The organism is Bartonella sp. CR127HXZ (assembly GCF_042194555.1).
GTDB lineage: Bacteria > Pseudomonadota > Alphaproteobacteria > Rhizobiales > Rhizobiaceae > Bartonella > Bartonella grahamii.
Genome location: NZ_JBHIMZ010000008.1, coordinates 71223 through 87625, shown reverse-complemented (window position 1 = coordinate 87625; position 16403 = coordinate 71223). Strand labels below are relative to the sequence as shown.

The following is a 16403-nucleotide window of genomic DNA, read 5'->3' as shown; positions in this document are numbered from 1 at the left end:
TTTACGTCTTCCATGATTGTGTTTTAATAAACTTTCTCAAACAAATATCCATTTAAAAGAGTTGATTTTTTATTTGATCAACAATTTTACGATACAGTTTAGTATGCTCTTTACTAGGCTTAGCAACAAAAATAGGGATCCCCTCATCTGAAGAAAATCGTAAAGCTGCATCAAGCGGTATTTCCGCTAAGAAAGGGACTTCTCGACGTTCCGCTTCTGCCCGTGCACCACCATAGCCAAAAATATCATAGCGTTTTCCCGTATCAGGAGCGATAAAATAACTCATATTCTCAATAATTCCTAAAATAGGAACATTGACTTTCATGAACATTTCTATTGCTTTACGCGCATCCACTAAAGCAAGATCTTGGGGCGTAGAGACAACTAACGCACCTGTTAATTGTACCTGTTGTGCAAGCGTTAGTTGTGCATCCCCTGTACCGGGCGGCATATCAACGACTAAAACGTCCAGAGGTCCCCATAAAACGTCTCGTAACAATTGCGTTACCGCTGCCATAACCATAGGACCACGCCATACTACCGGCTTTTCTTCCTCAACCAAAAATCCCAGCGACATCAATTTAAGTCCGAATTTTTCAAGAGGTTGAATCTTTTTTTCTCCAATGAGCTGTGGTTTTTGATTAACAAGTCCTGTCAAACGCGGCAAAGATGGACCATAAATATCAGCATCCATCACCCCCGTCTTGAAACCAGAATCTTGTAAAGCTAAGGCGATATTTATTGCCATCGTAGATTTTCCGACCCCTCCTTTTCCAGAAGCAACAGCAATCACATGCCGCACACCTTCTATGGGCATTTTGATAGGTAAGAGATTTGCTCTCCGTCTAGGTGCTGCCTTTGTTGTTTTTTCTGCTGTAAGTGTGATAACAACAGATTCCACTCCCTCCAAAGCACATACCATCTTTTCAGCAGAACGACGCAATGATTCCCATTCTTGCACACCTCCATCAGGAACTGTAATGGAAAAAAAAACCTTACCATCAGCAATCAATATTTCTGAAAGAAGCCCCAACGACACAATATCACTTTCAAGATCTGGTCCTTTGATTTTACGTAATACGTTGCGGACAGCCTCACTTGTAATAGAATCCACGTTCTTTCCTCTCTATAAAAATACCAGCAAATATAAGCATAAGAACGAAAAATACTTACAGGTTCATCACCTGATAATTTTCTACTTTACTCAAAATTATAAAGTATAAATTACTTATATCTTTTCTCTTTAAAAATATGAAACCATCCTTAAATAAAGAATCTCAAACATAAAATCTGCTATAAAATCCTATCAATCGTGTTTGTCTACAACCACTTTAATGAATGTTCTGATAAAAATTTTGTAAAAACAAAAACTGAAAAAAATTTTAATATTAAAGGATACTTTAAATTGAGTATACAATAATCAGTCACACTTTCTTTAATTCTTTAACGCCCTAGTCATTTATTTTCTATAGACTCAATCGTTATTTCTGACACTCTTACAGTATCGTAAAAAAAGTATCACAGACAATTATAAGGTGTTTTGTATTCTTTCAAGAGCGAGAAAAACAATCTAAGAGAAAAACAATCTAAGATTGACTTTTTTTATATTTTTCCTTATGGGTTAACAGCCGTATGATAGGATAAAATCGTTCATCTCGCGCATAACTGCTCATAAAACGAAGATTAAGAAGGGCCGCACTCCGCGGTATTTAAATAAATGAAACGTACTTACCAACCCTCTAAACTTGTCCGTAAACGCCGCCATGGGTTTCGTGCACGCATGGCTACAGCTGGAGGACGTAAAGTTATTGCTGCAAGACGTGCTCGTGGACGTAAGCGGCTCTCTGCTTAACCATTTAAATTTTCACAACCGTTGAGGATTGCTCACCGTTTCTTCGTTGTGAAACTTTTGTTATGAACCTCTAATGCCTGCTTGCAGGCATTTAGTGAAATTGCGAAATGTTCTTTTATGAAGAAAAAACATCCCTGCCGTATTCGCAAAAGAGCAGACTTTTTGGCTGTCCGTACAGGAGAAAAGCGGCGTGGTCCTTTATTTTTGCTCGAAGTTAAATCTCGTGAACAAACAACAGAAAGAAAAGATTCTCTTGTTGCACGTGTAGGCTTCACTGTTACTCGTAAAAACGGTAATGCTGTGAAGCGTAATCGTATCAAAAGGCGCTTGCGTGAAGCCGTAAGAGTTGGTGTAACAAACCACATGGAAGCAGGAACAGACTATGTCATTGTAGCATATCGTGATGCGTTACATGCGCCTTTTACATCCTTAATTAGTGAATTAAATCGGCGAATAAAACCAAAAATAAAACATCAGCAACAACAACAAGGGTGTACGGATGGAATATAACCGCAATTTCTTTATCGCTATTGGCTTATCTTTCGTAGTGCTCATCGCATGGCAATTTCTTCATGTTGCTCCCAAACAAGCAAAGTTACAAAAACAACAAGTCATCACACAGCAATTGTCAAAACAACAATCAACCCTTTCTACTACCACGACGAATTTTTCTGACGATACCTCAACGCATCAAGCAACATCTATCATCGAACAGCCAATGACACCTGAAATCCGGAAAGCTGTATTGGCCAAAACAAAGCGTATTGCGATCAAAACCAATGAACTGGAAGGCTCTATTAATCTTGTTGGTGCACAATTTGATGATCTTCACCTCAAAAAATATCGTTTAACAGTCGATAAAAAATCACCGGAAATCGATTTGCTGAATCCTAAGGGTTTCAAAACGACCTACCTTGCTGAATTTGGTTTTGCAAGTGCATCTTTACCAGCAAAAGCTTTGCCACAATCGGATACACAATGGCAAATAGAGGGAAACAATACAATCCTGACTCCTTCAACACCCATCACTTTAATTTATAATAATGGACAAGGACAGATCTTCCGGCGTATTCTTTCTGTTGATGATCATTTCATGTTTACCATTGAAGATTCTATCAGCAATGAAAGTGATCAACCAATATATCTCTCGTCCTATGCCCGCGTTGCACGTGCAGCACCACCAGAACATACAAATGCAACCTATTTACTTCATGAAGGTATGATAGGTATTGCAGGAGATTCGCTCAAAACTGAAAAATATAAAACCTTAGCAGAGCTTGACCCGAATCCTGATAATGGGCAAAAGAGCATGACTTTCTCAAAAGTAACAGGAGGTTGGATTGGTATTACCGATAAATATTGGGCTGTAGCAGTTATTCCCCCGCAAAATAAAGAATATACAAGCCGTTTTATTTATTTTGATCGTTTGCAAACGCATTATCAGTCTGACTTGCTAGGATCGCTTTTAACGATTGCCCCAAATGAAACAAAAACTATTACAAATCGTCTTTTTGCTGGTGCAAAACAAGTTGAAATTATTAATAACTATCAAAATGACCTAAAAATCAAAAAATTTGCTCTTTTAATTGATTGGGGCTGGTTTGATTTCATTACCAAACCAATGTTTTCTCTCATTGATATTCTTTATAAACAAACAGGAAATTTTGGTATAGCCATCCTTCTTGTCACAGTGCTCTTAAAAACTCTTCTTTTTCCTCTAGCCAATAAATCTTACAAATCTATGGCACGCATGAAGCTTCTACAACCGCGGTTGCTAGAAATAAAAGAAAAATATCCCGATGATCGAACCAAGCAACAACAAGCAATAATAGAACTATATAAAACCGAAAAAATTAATCCCCTTGCAGGTTGTTGGCCAATGTTGGTTCAATTCCCAATATTCTTTGCTCTTTATAAAGTTCTCTATATAACCATTGAAATGCGCCATGCCCCTTTCTTTGGCTGGATTAAAGATTTAGCGGCACCTGATCCAACTTCTCTTTTTAACTTGTTTGGTCTCTTACCGTATACAACGCCAACATTTCTTATGATTGGTGCATGGCCTTTGATTATGGGAATAACGATGTTTTTACAAATGCGTATGAATCCCGCTCCTCAAGACCAAACCCAAGCGATGATATTCACATGGATGCCTGTTGTCTTTACTTTTATGCTCGCCTCTTTCCCTGTTGGTCTCGTCATCTATTGGGCATGGAACAATATATTATCAATCATTCAGCAAGGTATCATGATGAAGCGCCAAGGAGTGAAAATTGAGCTTTTTGATAATCTGAAAGCCATGTGGAGAAGATCACCCAAAAAAGAAGTGCATGAATGACAAGAAATTCTTCCCTTTCTGGAATTTTTTCTCGCAATTGGATTTTTATTCGTGGTGTACCAGCGATACGCTTTCTCCCCCCTGAAGGACCACCAGAAATTGCATTTGCAGGACGTTCCAATGTTGGAAAATCATCTTTAATAAACGCACTCGTCCAACAAAAAAGCTTAGCACGCACCTCAAATACACCAGGACGGACTCAAGAGCTTAATTATTTTGTTCCCGATGGCTTCAGTGGGCAGCTAGGAGATCTTCCCCCTCTAGCATTAGTAGATATGCCTGGTTATGGTTTCGCTGCTGCTCCTAAAAATCTGGTTGATGCGTGGACAAATTTGATTTTTAGCTATTTACGGGGGCGCACAACATTAAAACGTGTATATATTTTAATTGATTCACGGCACGGAATCAAAAATAATGATGAAGATGTTCTTGCTCTCCTTGATAAAGCAGCCGTTTCTTATCAAATTGTTTTGACAAAAAGCGATAAAATCAAATCAAATGCCTTGGAAAAATTAATTATGAGCACACAAACAAAGCTTCTCAAACGTCCGGCAGCTTATCCTGAGCTTCTTGTAACCTCTTCAGAAAAAGCTCTCGGTTTAGAAGAATTACGTGCTGCCATTTTGCAAACCATCGCATAAAAGAACAATTGCTATTATTAACAATTTATTAATTATAATTACTAGCAGCTGCTAATGATCTTGTACTTCTAGTCAAGCATCTTTATAAAAATGATTACTTGAAAGAATTCTCATCAACTCTATTTGATAGTGTAAATTATGCTGACACTTTTTCACTCTCCCCTATCCGCTGCCTCGCGCTTCATACGCCTCATTCTTGGGGAATATGGTGTAACCACTCAACTGATTGAAGAATATGAATGGGCAAGAAGACACGAATTTCTAGCCCTCAATCCCGCTGGTCATGTTCCTGTTTTTCTCGATGAACACGAGGTTCCATTATCAGGTCCTCTTGTTATCTGCGAATATTTAGACGAAACACATGGAAGTTTACGACAAGACAATAAGCTCTTTCCGGAAAATCCTTTAGATCGTGCGGAAGTACGCCGTCTCAATGACTGGTTCTTAAATAAATTCGAAAATGAAGCAACGCGCCATATCGTACGAGAACGAATCCATAAACGTGAAATGCCACTTGCCATTGGTGGTGGTGCTCCTAATTCACAAATTTTACGCAATGCACGTGCCAATATTTTACCACATATGAACTATCTCAACTGGCTCTGTGCCTCTCGCGATAGCTTAGTCGGTTCTGCCTTGTCCTATGCAGACCTAGCAGCAGCAGCCTCTATTTCTGTACTTGACTTTCTAGGGGAAATTGACTGGGAACAATCTCCTGCTGCCAAAGACTGGTATATGAGAATTAAATCACGCCCTTCTTTTCGTTCTCTTTTAACAGATCGCGTCCGCGGAATTGTTGCAAGTGCTCACTATGCAGATCTTGATTTCTAGCCTTCTCCCACAAACAAAAGTAAAAACGATATTTTATCTAAAGGATATTTATAGGCTTATGAATTTTTATGCATGCGTATAAACAATACGATAATACATTGATTTAGAATCATATTAAACAGAGAATAAGCCCCCCATAATATTTTCTTATTTTATCCCCCCTTATAATGCATGAAAAAATCACTTTCTTGACGTGTCACAAAAAAGATTAGCATAGGAATAATAAGAAAGGATTTTAAAGACTCTCTTTAAATATAAGAGCTGTAGCATCACTGGAAGCTAGGAAAATGAAATAACAATACTTAACGCATGTTATCCTCCATTCTCCCCAATATATGAAAAAACGCATTGCATAACATATATACTCTTTGCTCTATAATAAACAAAGCCTCATCATGCGTTTTTACAACATAACAATTTTTTCAACTGACTTTCCTAAAAGATAAAGAATCCGACAAACTCTCGTGTGTAAACAATCCAACTTCTTGTTGTCCCCTTATTTCTACACCTCTTTTACGTGATTTTATTTATGTGTAACCTATTGATGTACAACGATAAATAATCGTTTTTTTTAACTTGAATCATCAATTCCAAATACCTTTTTCTCATTACCTTCATCAAATTTGAAACAATCAAAATCGCTTGCTTATGCGTCACACATGGAATTGGTTCGTGAAAAAATATTAAAGAAAAGAATGGAAATGCCTAAGTGCCAAGGATTGTTAAAACATTAAAGGCTAACAAAACATACGGTAGTGCTAATTTTCTCTTTTATGAAGCATAAAGATAGTGGCGCAGAATAGATTTTATATTATTCATGGATACTCTCTCGTGATACCACTCACGAGCACTATCATAAAATAGTTTAGAAGTATTGAGAAATATTTCTTTAAGACAAGCGCATGAATTGACAACATAAGTGTATTTGTTTGGGAGATCTTGTTTTGCATGAAGAACGCCCCTCCCCTTAAAGAACGAAAGAAACAAAAACGTGAAGTAATACACAATCTTCATTAGGTTTCATAAGCAAACCTTATTTAGGAATATTCATCACACACTCTAACGAAAAACATCTCTATTTAAATTTGTAGATCTTATATTACTTTCTCTAAACAACAGTGTTTTACAGCACAAGAAGATAAATTAAAACAGGAAAAATTTTTTCCTATAAAGAAAAAGAACTATTGGAAAGAAGGCAAGAATTTGCCTATACTGCACAGTGAAATGTCATAAGGAGATAAGAATGCGCCTTACAGTTGTTGGTGCAAATGGAAGAATGGGACGTGAACTCATTACAGCAATCCAACAAAGGAGAGATGTAGAGCTTTGTGCTGTTCTTGTACGCAAAGGCTCACCGTTTGTAGGAAAAGATGCCAGTGCCTTAATTGGTTCAGATTTTCTTGGAATTGGCATTACTGACGATCCTGAAAATGCCTTTTCTAACACAGAAGGTATTTTAGATTTTTCTCAACCAGAAGCCAGTATTCTTTATGCTAACTACGCTGCTCAAAAAAGTCTTGTCCATATTATTGGCACCACAGGATTTAGCAAAACAGAAGAAGAAAAAATTGCAGATTTTGCGAAATATACAACAATTGTCAAATCCGGAAATATGAGCCTTGGAATAAATCTTTTGGCCAACCTTGTAAAGAAAGCCGCTAAAGCATTAGGCGCCGATGATTTTGATATCGAAGTTTATGAAATGCATCACGCGAACAAAGTTGACGCCCCTTCTGGAACAGCCCTTCTTCTTGGCCAAGCAGCAGCTGAAGGGCGCAATGTTATGCTTAAAAATGTGCGTGTCAACGAACGCAATGGTCATATAGGTAAACGCGAAAAAGGCTCCATTGGCTTTTCTTGTTCACGTGGTGGAACAGTTGTTGGAGAACACAGTGTCATTTTTGCCGGTTCCCATGAGCGCATTATTCTTTCACATACAGCGCAAGAACGCTCTATCTTTGCCAATGGCGCATTAAAAGCAGCTTTGTGGGCAAAAAATCATGAAAACGGTCTTTATTCCATGCTCGATGTTTTGGGATTGAACGATGAATTTTAAACAATCAATAGAATAGAGGCAATTCATAATGGAACGCATACTTGTACTAATTCGTCATGGACAAAGTGAATGGAATCTCAAAAACCTTTTTACCGGTTGGAAAGATCCCGATTTAACAGAAAAAGGTCATGCAGAAGCGATAGCAGCAGGAAAAAAACTGAAAGAATATGGTTTGAAGTTTGATATCGCTTATACATCTGCCTTACAGCGTGCTCAAAAAACGGCTCAGTACATTTTAGAGCAAATGGGACAATCAGATTTAGAAGTGATAAAAAATCCCGCATTAAATGAACGTAATTATGGTGATCTTTCTGGTTTAAATAAAGATGAAGTACGCCAACAATGGGGGCAAGAGCAAGTGCAAATGTGGCGCCGCTCTTATACGATTGCGCCTCCGAATGGAGAAAGCCTACGCGACACCGGTGCGCGCATCTGGCCTTATTATCTTTACCATATCCAGCCTCATATTTTGCGCTCCCAAACTGTTTTGATCGCAGCGCATGGAAACTCTCTTCGTGCTCTTATTATGGCGCTTGAAGGTCTCTCCGGTGAGGAAATTATATCTCAAGAATTAGCGACCGGCATTCCTATTATTTATACATTTAATCCGGATTCAACAATTTTATCAAAGACAGTCCTCACACCTTAAACTTCTAAAATCATGATCTCCCAAAAAATTTAATTCAATCGTTTTAAGCAAAAAAATAAATTCTATAATTTCATTGACAGAATTGCTTCATACGCTTAGATCAATTTTATGAGCCCAGATGGCGGAATTGGTAGACGCGCAGGTTTCAGGTACCTGTGCCGCAAGGCGTGGAGGTTCGAGTCCTCTTTTGGGCACCATTTTAATCTTTAATGTATTGAAATACATAGATTTTTTTCTTTAAATAACCATTTTAAGACCACCTTTTGAACCGCCTTCTACGGTTTATACAACTTTACCTAATTTACTCCTATTTTCTCCTTATTTTTCTTTGGAGTGACGGTTAAGATCTCTTTCTTTCTCCACCTCACTGCTCTACCTAGCTTATATAGTTCTGGAAATACCCCTTTGAAATACCCAATTACAAATCGTGGTTGTGGATACACTAAAAAGCTTTGCACATTCACGGGTTGTTACATATCTATCTCCATCATCAAATATCATCTCATTACCTTTCTCTTTTTTATGTTATACAAATGGGCGAGGGTGTTGGGGGAAGACCCCCCATAGGTTTAAGCAGCTTTTGTCAAAATCTTTTGCATCTCTTGTTCTATTTCCGCTAAGAAGGTTTCAACAGTTTTATTAATCTCTTCAATGTGTTTCTCATCACGGAGAATGCGTTTGATTTTCATTCTCAAACCTGTAGATTTACTTACAAAGTTTGGATTATAGCTAATGAAATCACACCATTTGCATCCTATGCATGCCATTTGGAATTGCATCTGCGCGTGATATTCAGGCTTGATTTCGTCATACACAAAAAACGAAGATGGGTCGTTGATTGTGGACATTTGACTTCAATTAAACCGTCTTCTCCAATAAGCCCCTTTTGTAAAGGTGAATCGTGATGGAGAAATCGTAGAATAGCCAGCAAGCGCAGCTGTTACAAATATCATTTCTAAAACTGATTTTACACATGGCTTTTGGCATTCTCCTTAAAACAAAGTAATCAATGGCATTGTTGGAACTGCGCGTCCAATTGATTTTTCCATTGATGATAGATCAAGCCGCGCCAACCTTCTCAATGAACAAACCATCACAACAATTATCCGCGAAAACGGTTATCGTCTTTGGGGCAATTGCACTCTTTCAAGTGATACAAAATTTGCTTTCTTATCGGTGGTGAGAACCGACGATATGATCAATGACGCCATTTTGCGTGGGCATCTATAGGCTGTCGACCGCAATATCAAAAAAAACTACATGAGTGACGTGAGTGAAAGCGTCATCCATATGGATAAAGAGGATACATGATAGGTTATAAACCAGATGTAGAGCCCCTCATTAAAAAGGTTGCTTAAGTACCTCCCTTCCCCCATCTTTAAAAGTGGGAAGCAGATCAAGCTGCTTCTTCTAAAGCCGCTTGTTCCTTACAATTATTTTGGATAGACGTTAAGCTAATCTGCAAATTTAAAGCACTCAAAACACTGCGAAAAGTAGAAAGTCGTGGGTCACCCTTGTCGCTTAAAGAACGATAAAGAAACTCTCTTGATAACCCTGTATTTTGAGCGATTTTACTCATTCCTTGATTTTTCACTATTATGCCAAGAGCATGCGCAAGATACTTGCTATCCTTGCTTTCAAGAGCATCTTGTAAAAGAATTTTCTGAGTCTCAGGCGTTTTGAAATATTCCCTTGTATCAAACTTGGTGATTTCCATTTTTTATTTCCTTTACTAATTGAAGAGCTTTTTCAATATCTTTTTGCTGAGTAGATTTATCGCCGCCATTAAGTAACAAAATAATCTCTTTTCCTTGTTTGAAAAAATAAACACGATAGCCTAGTCCGCGATTTATTTTTAATTCTCCAATTCCACGAAAGAATTTTGCGTTACCAAGAAATCCTGTTTCTATTCTTGCAATCCATGTAACAACATGTGCTTGCGCAATCTCATCTTTTAAATAATCTAGCAATTTCATAAAGTATTTTGTTTTGTACACTGTAAATAGTTGTGTCTTATCAGATACAGAATAAATACTGTCAAATACATTATTTTGTTCCAGTGAAAAAGCTACATAGGTTTTTTAACAAGCCATCCTTTCGAATGAGAAAGATGTCAATTTTTTAATCCAGCTCTGCTTTTTGCGAAGCTTTTTTTATGAAGAAGCATATGCGAAAATATCATCAGAAGGACTTGCACTCATTAAACAATGGGAAGATTTGCGTTTGAACGCCTATAAAGATGCCATTGGGGTGTGGACAATAGGTTATAGACATACAAACAGTGCCGGAGGCAATTTCTCGTAAAGAAATACCCCCCTTGCCCGACGCAAATTTTCTTTTGTTTTTGGTGAATTGGGTCAATTCCTTGATCCCAAAAGTCATAACAAGCTGAAGCCTTGAACCGTGCTTCTTTTAAAGATACATTGCTACAAAAGCCTAACCCCGTTTCTCGTCGTCTTTTATTGAGGTCAAACCTAAAAATCCATCATCCTTGATCTGATGCAATTTTTATAAGCCATAAACCAGCTCTGTCAGCATATTTGCCTTTAGATAGATTTTTTACAGATAAGACTAATAGTCTATCACATGTTCTTATTTTTCGAACCACCTTTTAAAAGCCACCTTTTGAATCGCGCTTGGAGCACTTTCATCTGATACCAAGATTATATAAAAAGAAAATTTAATAAATAAAATAAAAACAATTAGTTATTAAATAGAAAAAAGATAAACCGCACTATCAGGTGATATTGTAGAGAATTCTAAGGGAAAAAATTGGTGCATAAATGTGCACACCATCCGCATCACTCTATGTGAATTTTCTTTATCTTCTAATTGTTTAGATAGAAAAATGATCTTTAAGTTTACTTTTTTAACGCTATAATGATATTATCATGCGATAACGTAATAATGCAAAAAACGAATCATTCCTTCTTTGCAAATAAATATTTCAACTATACCTTGTGAACCAAAGAATTTTCATTCTTAACAATTAAGAATTTAAATAATTCTTTCTTATCTCCTCATCATCACTCAAAATCAAAGACCCTTTCTTCACCATAAAATAGCATTTACAATGCATAACATAAAAAAAATAAAGGCCCTATCAAAGAGATAGGACCTCTTAAATTTAAGCTCCTTTATCCTACACAACTAGAATTTGTAAGCTATTCCTGCGCGAAAATCATTCGTCTTATACTTAACTTCAATCTCGTCTTTAAATTTCTTTTTACCAAAATCTGAGTAACGATATTCCGCACGCACAACAAGATGATCTGTCATTGCAAAATCAACACCACCGCCGAGAGTATAACCAATCATCGTTTTTGTTGCATCCGATGTCCTATTAAAGGGCTCACCTCCCGTAATTACTGTCGACAAAATATCTTGAAACTGTCCATAAGCAATACCACCAGCAATATAAGGCATCACACGCCCCGCAGAAAACCCAACACGCACCCGTGTAGCACCTGTCCATTTTTGTTTTAACGTATGATTAAAAGTTAAACTGTCTTTATCCTCTGCAACAGAGCGAGACAATCCTCTACCCTGTCTACTGACAAGTTTTGCCCTTTTTCGACTTTTTCCTTCAGTACCCGCTCCTTCAGTACCCGCTCCTTCAGTACCCGCTCCTTCAGTACCCGCTCCTTCAGTACCCGCTCCTTCAGTACCCGATCCTTCAGTACCCGCTCCTTCAGTACCCGATCCTTCAGTACCCGCTCCTTCAGTACCCGATCCTTCAGTACCCGATCCACCAGTGCCAGGGCCACCAACACTCGATTCATCAGCCTGAAATCTTGTTTTTGTATCCTTTTTTTCCGTTAAAAGAATATCCGTATCAATCCCCACAATAAAATTATTACCGAGATCAAAATTAACACCCGCATAAAAACCACCCATAAATCCAGAAAGCTCAGGCATATACTGTTTCTCGACGGGTATCCATGGTTTACTTTTACTCTCTTCATCAGGATAGAGAGGAATATTAACATCACGCGTTATCGCAGAAGTCTTACTTGAAAAGCCACCCACTTGCCCCCCGAAATAAATGCCTGCCCAAGAAAAAGGTGAAGAAGCAACAACTTCTGAGGCAACATGTACTGGCTCTTCATGAGCCACCACATCTGCAGCCTGTACTATAGAAGGTGAAATTAAAGAAAAAACAGATGCTGTTATAAATTTTGTATTCATAAAATTATACCCCATTGCTAAATTTAAATATAATCAAAAATCACATTTAGAAAAACAAAGTTTTATAAATTCTTATGCTGCAAAATCTCATGTACTCCTTTATAGTTACATTTAAATCTATCACTAGATTAATATATCTTTACATCAAAATTTAATATTATCAAATAAATTTTAAAATATTAGAACAATGAATACTCCAAATAATAAATATTTAATAAAAATACTTATTATATTTTTTAAATGATGAAATATAAAACATTGTGTATCAAAACAAACGCAAAAAAAATCACAAAATAGTATATTTTACACCTTTTTTCGTGAGAAAAATTCTAAAAGTGATGTAACTATTTTTTAAAAAATCGATATTCATTAAAAATATTATAAATACCTCAATATTCTTATATCCAAAATGCATACTGTAGATTCTACATAGTATTAAAAAATACACCCATTTTATACTAAAATCATACCTTTTTTCTACCATTTTCTAAAGGATGAGATTATTAATACGACAATATCATTATCCTTCTAAATCTTGTCTCCAAATAAAAATTCTCAATCATTTTATTTAAAAACTGCTCTTCCCCGACTGATTTCTATATTATCATCTGCCTTTATTGCAAAACGGTCTTTATTAGGAAAAGTTATAAAACATCCCTTCATACAAATTGTAATTGTTTGATGAGTATTTAAAGAAACTTTTGAAGGTATACTTCCCTCGATAACAACGAGAGATTGTACCTTTAAATCTGTATTCTTCACTGTTGCGGCAAAAGCTGTTATGGTAAAAATATTCAACAGAATAACTGTAATCAAAGCATAAATATATTTCAGCATTCTAAGATTCCTTCCTCAGCAAAACGCTTATATAAGACAAATCGAAGAGCATTGGTTACATGAGAAGGTGAGGTAATATTAGGCACATAAATAGCTAAATTAAAGGAAAAACTCTTATGATCAAATGCTGTAAAACTCACCTGCGGGGTAGGATTTTTTAAAACGCCTTCTGTCGCAAAAGCAATCTCCAACAAAATTTCAGCAACATGCTCTGGAGCAACTTTAGATGATACAGTAACTGGTATATCAATTCGTCCTACTTTATTACGTCTAGTCCAATTACTAACGTTGTTATTAATAAGGCTTGAATTGGGAATGATAATCGTCTTACGCTGAATGGTCTCAAGTTCCGTTGCACGCACACTAATACGCTTAACAACACCACCTACTGATCCAGATTCTATATAGTCTCCTATTTTAAATGGTCTTCCAACTAAAATAATAAGTCCAGAGACAAAGTTTTGGACAATATTCTGTAAACCAAAACCTATACCAAGTGAAAGTCCTCCAGCAATAAGAGCGAAATTTCTAAGATCCAAACCTGCCATTGACAATCCCGTCAAAGCAGACACAACAACGCCTCCATAACTTATCACTGTTTTGATAGAATTACGTATACCAGAATCGAACTCTCCATGAACCAACACCACACTATCTAACCAACCAATAAATCGGCGAATAAGAAACCAGCAAACACAAAAAGAAATAATTCCTGTTATAATAGAAATCAAAGAAAGAGTAATATTTCCAATCTGAAAACCAGTAACCAATTGCCACAATACTGCTTTCAAATCAGAATAGGAAAATCCAAACTGTACAGCAATTGGCATTGCACAAAATACAACAACAAATAAATTGAGAAAAACGCTCACAAAAACTCCCAATTGATTCATCGTTTTTTCTTCTAAATGAAACCTCTGCATCAAAAGATGACCAACCGTTGTTTTCATAAATTGGCCTTTAGTTCCAAGTTCTTGAGCGCTTTGTATTCCTAAATACATGAGAACTAAAAATGCTCCACCAATCATAATTTGCTGCATAATAAAACGTGCAAGACCAACATAACCTAAAAGATTCAACACAAAGAGCAGTAACCCCAAGCCAATAAGAGGAATGCGTATATAAAATGGCCAAAAGTATGGTTCTTTTTTTTCTCCTTGAAAACGCTTACGTCTAAATCGCAAAGGTACAAATGATATTATAAACAGCAATATCGCTACAAGAAAAACAGCAATAAAACTTTTAGCAATTGTCAAAGATAGAGGCGCTGAAATAATTTGATAAATACTATTAAGAACAGCATCAAATGCCAACACACCCGCTAAAGAAGTGAGTAAAATCACTAATTGATAAGCAGACGATGGTGCAATACTGAGAAGACGCGCATGGAGCATATTCGAAGATAAAAGAACAATTGCTAAGCGATTGATTAAAAATACTAAAATAATCTGACAACCTATCATATCAAAAACTGTTGTAAGCTTACCTAGATCTAAGTTAAAACTACGAAACAAAAACAACACAAGATAAACGCAAAAAGTACATATAAGCGAAGGTAAGAGAACTGAAATAAAGGCGATCAATAAGCGTTGTAAATAAGATATTTCCTCATTAGACTTCCTAAAGTGGCAATACACATGAACAAGAACTTTTCGAGAAAAATACGAAAGACCCAAAGTGATAAAAAGTGGAATTAAAAAGGAAAGAAATAGTTGTAACAACTTGAAATAAAATATAAAATTCCACCAAGAATTTAACAACAAAAGAAAATCTGATGAAGCCTCTTTTGTTTTTTGGGCGAGCTGTTTAACCATCGGAATCGAAAACTCAAGCCTATACGTAAGCGTGCGTTTAAAAAGCTCCCGAGATTGAGAAATAGAAAGTTCAGCTATTCTATTTGCCGCTAAGAAAATTTCTTCAAAACGAAGCATGATACTGTTAATTTTAGCTTTTTGCTCTATCAAGTAAGAATACTCTTTCACTGAGCTTTTCAGTTTTTTTACGTCACGATGGATCTCCGTTAATTGATCAAGAAGTGTATTAATCTCATTAAGAGGAAGACGCAAAACAAATGCTGCCTCAATAGCACGTTCACTGATATCTTGTGCACGTAACCGCAATTCTTCTAAAGAACGCTCATCTTCTGACTTTCTGTCAAAATCTCTTTTTAAAGTTTCACTATTTTCTTCAAGAGTCTCAATAATCAACTGTTGTTGTTGAATAATTTCATCAACTGAATAAGAATCTATTGTTTGTTCGACAATTGTATTTTGTGCCCCCCTATTCCCCCATGCACCAGAATTAAATACAAAGGTAATCCCCAAAAGAAGGAAAAGTATGTGGATGTTTTCTCTACAAAATGAATACATATCTACCTTATGCGCACAAAAAGGATTCTATCCCCCCTCTTTAATATGGTATAAAGCAGATATTTTCAACTTTTGTAGAATAATCTTATAAAAGCTTTCCCTTATCCTATAATACTGATAATAAGAGAAAAGGATAATAAATAAGCTGAACTCAATAAGATTAAAGAAGGCACTCTAGTATGTGTTTTTTGCACCTCTATTGCAAAAAAGAAAATTTTCTTCCTTTGACAACTTGGATTTTTCTATCCAGTTTAGGTGTATTCTTGACGAGCAACCTAGGAACGCGTGCTTATTTAATCAAACAATCACACACCAATAATATCATTAAAACGAATAGATTTAATTTACACAATAAGTGTGATCAGTTGAATGTTACCACAACTGAAAACAAAAAACTTGTAATACTCCATACAGAATCTATTTTTACGAAAACCTTTCAAAAAATCCTAACATTGGATTTCTTTTTAATAAAGATTCCAGCTATTGGTACACGATTTCTTAGCGTTAAAACGCAATATTTCTCAAATAAACGCGCTCCTCCTAATGAACACACTTAAATTCTCTTCCTTGAATTATAAAACGATCATCTTATTTTACTTGTGCTTTTAACTTTGAATAACTGTTAGATTGCCTATTAGCGGA

Annotated in this window: 14 protein-coding genes, 1 tRNA gene and 5 pseudogenes; 11 read left to right on the top strand and 9 right to left on the bottom strand. The window is 36.3% G+C overall.

Annotated elements, in window-relative coordinates:
* Window positions 1–52: 52 nt before the first annotated feature.
* Entirely contained in the window at window positions 53–1114 is a 1062-nt protein-coding gene (locus ACFIKY_RS06130) for an Mrp/NBP35 family ATP-binding protein (RefSeq protein ID WP_375636322.1), read from the bottom strand.
* Window positions 1115–1717: 603 nt separating this feature from the next.
* On the opposite strand from ACFIKY_RS06130, the gene rpmH reads away from it, so the two are divergent.
* The 8 genes from rpmH to ACFIKY_RS06090 all read left to right on the top strand — a co-directional run bounded on the left by rpmH (window position 1718) and on the right by ACFIKY_RS06090 (window position 8564).
* Window positions 1718–1852, top strand: coding sequence for a 50S ribosomal protein L34 (rpmH, locus tag ACFIKY_RS06125; protein WP_005864709.1), 135 nt, complete (start codon window positions 1718–1720; stop codon window positions 1850–1852).
* Between the two features lie 117 nt (window positions 1853–1969).
* Window positions 1970–2362: a ribonuclease P protein component gene (rnpA, locus tag ACFIKY_RS06120; protein ID WP_015856278.1), complete on the top strand. Its 393-nt coding sequence runs from the start codon at window positions 1970–1972 to the stop codon at window positions 2360–2362.
* Window positions 2352–4190: a membrane protein insertase YidC gene (gene yidC / locus ACFIKY_RS06115; protein WP_375636320.1), complete on the top strand. Its 1839-nt coding sequence runs from the start codon at window positions 2352–2354 to the stop codon at window positions 4188–4190. Before rnpA ends, yidC begins: the two co-directional genes overlap by 11 nt.
* On the top strand, window positions 4187–4831 hold the full coding sequence (yihA, locus tag ACFIKY_RS06110; RefSeq protein ID WP_375644689.1) for a ribosome biogenesis GTP-binding protein YihA/YsxC: 645 nt from the start codon (window positions 4187–4189) through the stop codon (window positions 4829–4831). Before yidC ends, yihA begins: the two co-directional genes overlap by 4 nt.
* Before the next feature lie 138 nt (window positions 4832–4969).
* Window positions 4970–5662, top strand: coding sequence for a glutathione S-transferase family protein (locus ACFIKY_RS06105; RefSeq protein WP_208439566.1), 693 nt, complete (start codon window positions 4970–4972; stop codon window positions 5660–5662).
* A gap of 1243 nt (window positions 5663–6905) precedes the next feature.
* The gene (dapB, locus tag ACFIKY_RS06100; RefSeq protein ID WP_375636318.1) at window positions 6906–7718 is read left to right on the top strand and encodes a 4-hydroxy-tetrahydrodipicolinate reductase; all 813 of its coding nucleotides are present in this window, start codon (window positions 6906–6908) and stop codon (window positions 7716–7718) included.
* Window positions 7719–7746: 28 nt separating this feature from the next.
* Window positions 7747–8367: a 2,3-bisphosphoglycerate-dependent phosphoglycerate mutase gene (locus tag ACFIKY_RS06095; RefSeq protein ID WP_375636317.1), complete on the top strand. Its 621-nt coding sequence runs from the start codon at window positions 7747–7749 to the stop codon at window positions 8365–8367.
* A 112-nt stretch (window positions 8368–8479) separates the two neighbouring features.
* Window positions 8480–8564 (top strand) — tRNA-Leu (locus ACFIKY_RS06090).
* 99 nt (window positions 8565–8663) lie between these two features.
* Here ACFIKY_RS06090 and ACFIKY_RS06085 read toward each other — a convergent pair.
* A pseudogene (locus ACFIKY_RS06085) lies at window positions 8664–8868 on the bottom strand (helix-turn-helix transcriptional regulator).
* A gap of 68 nt (window positions 8869–8936) precedes the next feature.
* Window positions 8937–9250 (bottom strand): annotated as a pseudogene (locus ACFIKY_RS06080) (YqaJ viral recombinase family protein); the annotation flags it as partial.
* Here ACFIKY_RS06080 and ACFIKY_RS06075 point away from each other — a divergent pair.
* Window positions 9250–9594 (top strand): annotated as a pseudogene (locus ACFIKY_RS06075) (phage tail sheath subtilisin-like domain-containing protein); the annotation flags it as partial. The pseudogenes ACFIKY_RS06080 and ACFIKY_RS06075 overlap by 1 nt on opposite strands.
* Window positions 9595–9763: 169 nt before the next feature.
* On the opposite strand, the gene ACFIKY_RS06070 reads toward ACFIKY_RS06075, so the two are convergent.
* Window positions 9764–10084 (bottom strand): addiction module antidote protein, encoded by a 321-nt coding sequence (locus ACFIKY_RS06070; protein ID WP_375636315.1) that lies wholly within the window; start codon window positions 10082–10084, stop codon window positions 9764–9766.
* The gene (locus ACFIKY_RS06065) at window positions 10065–10400 is read right to left on the bottom strand and encodes a type II toxin-antitoxin system RelE/ParE family toxin (protein ID WP_372440016.1); all 336 of its coding nucleotides are present in this window, start codon (window positions 10398–10400) and stop codon (window positions 10065–10067) included. Before ACFIKY_RS06065 ends, ACFIKY_RS06070 begins: the two co-directional genes overlap by 20 nt.
* A 106-nt stretch (window positions 10401–10506) precedes the next feature.
* Here ACFIKY_RS06065 and ACFIKY_RS06060 point away from each other — a divergent pair.
* A pseudogene (locus tag ACFIKY_RS06060) lies at window positions 10507–10665 on the top strand (glycoside hydrolase family protein); the annotation flags it as partial.
* 94 nt (window positions 10666–10759) lie between these two features.
* Here ACFIKY_RS06060 and ACFIKY_RS06055 read toward each other — a convergent pair.
* The 4 genes and pseudogenes from ACFIKY_RS06055 to ACFIKY_RS06040 form a co-directional block, all read right to left on the bottom strand.
* Window positions 10760–10849: pseudogene (locus ACFIKY_RS06055) on the bottom strand (DUF4102 domain-containing protein); the annotation flags it as partial.
* A gap of 668 nt (window positions 10850–11517) precedes the next feature.
* Complete coding sequence (locus ACFIKY_RS06050) at window positions 11518–12555, bottom strand: porin (protein ID WP_375661550.1); 1038 nt, start codon at window positions 12553–12555, stop codon at window positions 11518–11520.
* 564 nt (window positions 12556–13119) lie between these two features.
* On the bottom strand, window positions 13120–13392 hold the full coding sequence (locus ACFIKY_RS06045) for a hypothetical protein (protein WP_375647414.1): 273 nt from the start codon (window positions 13390–13392) through the stop codon (window positions 13120–13122).
* The gene (locus ACFIKY_RS06040) at window positions 13386–15761 is read right to left on the bottom strand and encodes a mechanosensitive ion channel domain-containing protein (RefSeq protein ID WP_375661549.1); all 2376 of its coding nucleotides are present in this window, start codon (window positions 15759–15761) and stop codon (window positions 13386–13388) included. Before ACFIKY_RS06040 ends, ACFIKY_RS06045 begins: the two co-directional genes overlap by 7 nt.
* A gap of 179 nt (window positions 15762–15940) precedes the next feature.
* Here ACFIKY_RS06040 and ACFIKY_RS06035 point away from each other — a divergent pair, with 179 nt between their 5' ends.
* Complete coding sequence (locus ACFIKY_RS06035) at window positions 15941–16318, top strand: hypothetical protein (RefSeq protein WP_375661548.1); 378 nt, start codon at window positions 15941–15943, stop codon at window positions 16316–16318.
* The last annotated feature ends 85 nt before the right edge of the window (window positions 16319–16403 follow it).

Coding starts and splice junctions, on each gene's coding strand:
- ACFIKY_RS06040 (WP_375661549.1), bottom strand. CDS start 15,761: ATGTATTCATTTTGTAGAGAAAACATCCACATACTTTTCCTTCTTTTG.
- ACFIKY_RS06070 (WP_375636315.1), bottom strand. CDS start 10,084: ATGGAAATCACCAAGTTTGATACAAGGGAATATTTCAAAACGCCTGAG.
- dapB (WP_375636318.1), top strand. CDS start 6,906: ATGCGCCTTACAGTTGTTGGTGCAAATGGAAGAATGGGACGTGAACTC.
- ACFIKY_RS06050 (WP_375661550.1), bottom strand. CDS start 12,555: ATGAATACAAAATTTATAACAGCATCTGTTTTTTCTTTAATTTCACCT.
- ACFIKY_RS06095 (WP_375636317.1), top strand. CDS start 7,747: ATGGAACGCATACTTGTACTAATTCGTCATGGACAAAGTGAATGGAAT.
- yidC (WP_375636320.1), top strand. CDS start 2,352: ATGGAATATAACCGCAATTTCTTTATCGCTATTGGCTTATCTTTCGTA.
- ACFIKY_RS06045 (WP_375647414.1), bottom strand. CDS start 13,392: ATGCTGAAATATATTTATGCTTTGATTACAGTTATTCTGTTGAATATT.
- rpmH (WP_005864709.1), top strand. CDS start 1,718: ATGAAACGTACTTACCAACCCTCTAAACTTGTCCGTAAACGCCGCCAT.
- ACFIKY_RS06035 (WP_375661548.1), top strand. CDS start 15,941: ATGTGTTTTTTGCACCTCTATTGCAAAAAAGAAAATTTTCTTCCTTTG.
- rnpA (WP_015856278.1), top strand. CDS start 1,970: ATGAAGAAAAAACATCCCTGCCGTATTCGCAAAAGAGCAGACTTTTTG.
- yihA (WP_375644689.1), top strand. CDS start 4,187: ATGACAAGAAATTCTTCCCTTTCTGGAATTTTTTCTCGCAATTGGATT.
- ACFIKY_RS06105 (WP_208439566.1), top strand. CDS start 4,970: ATGCTGACACTTTTTCACTCTCCCCTATCCGCTGCCTCGCGCTTCATA.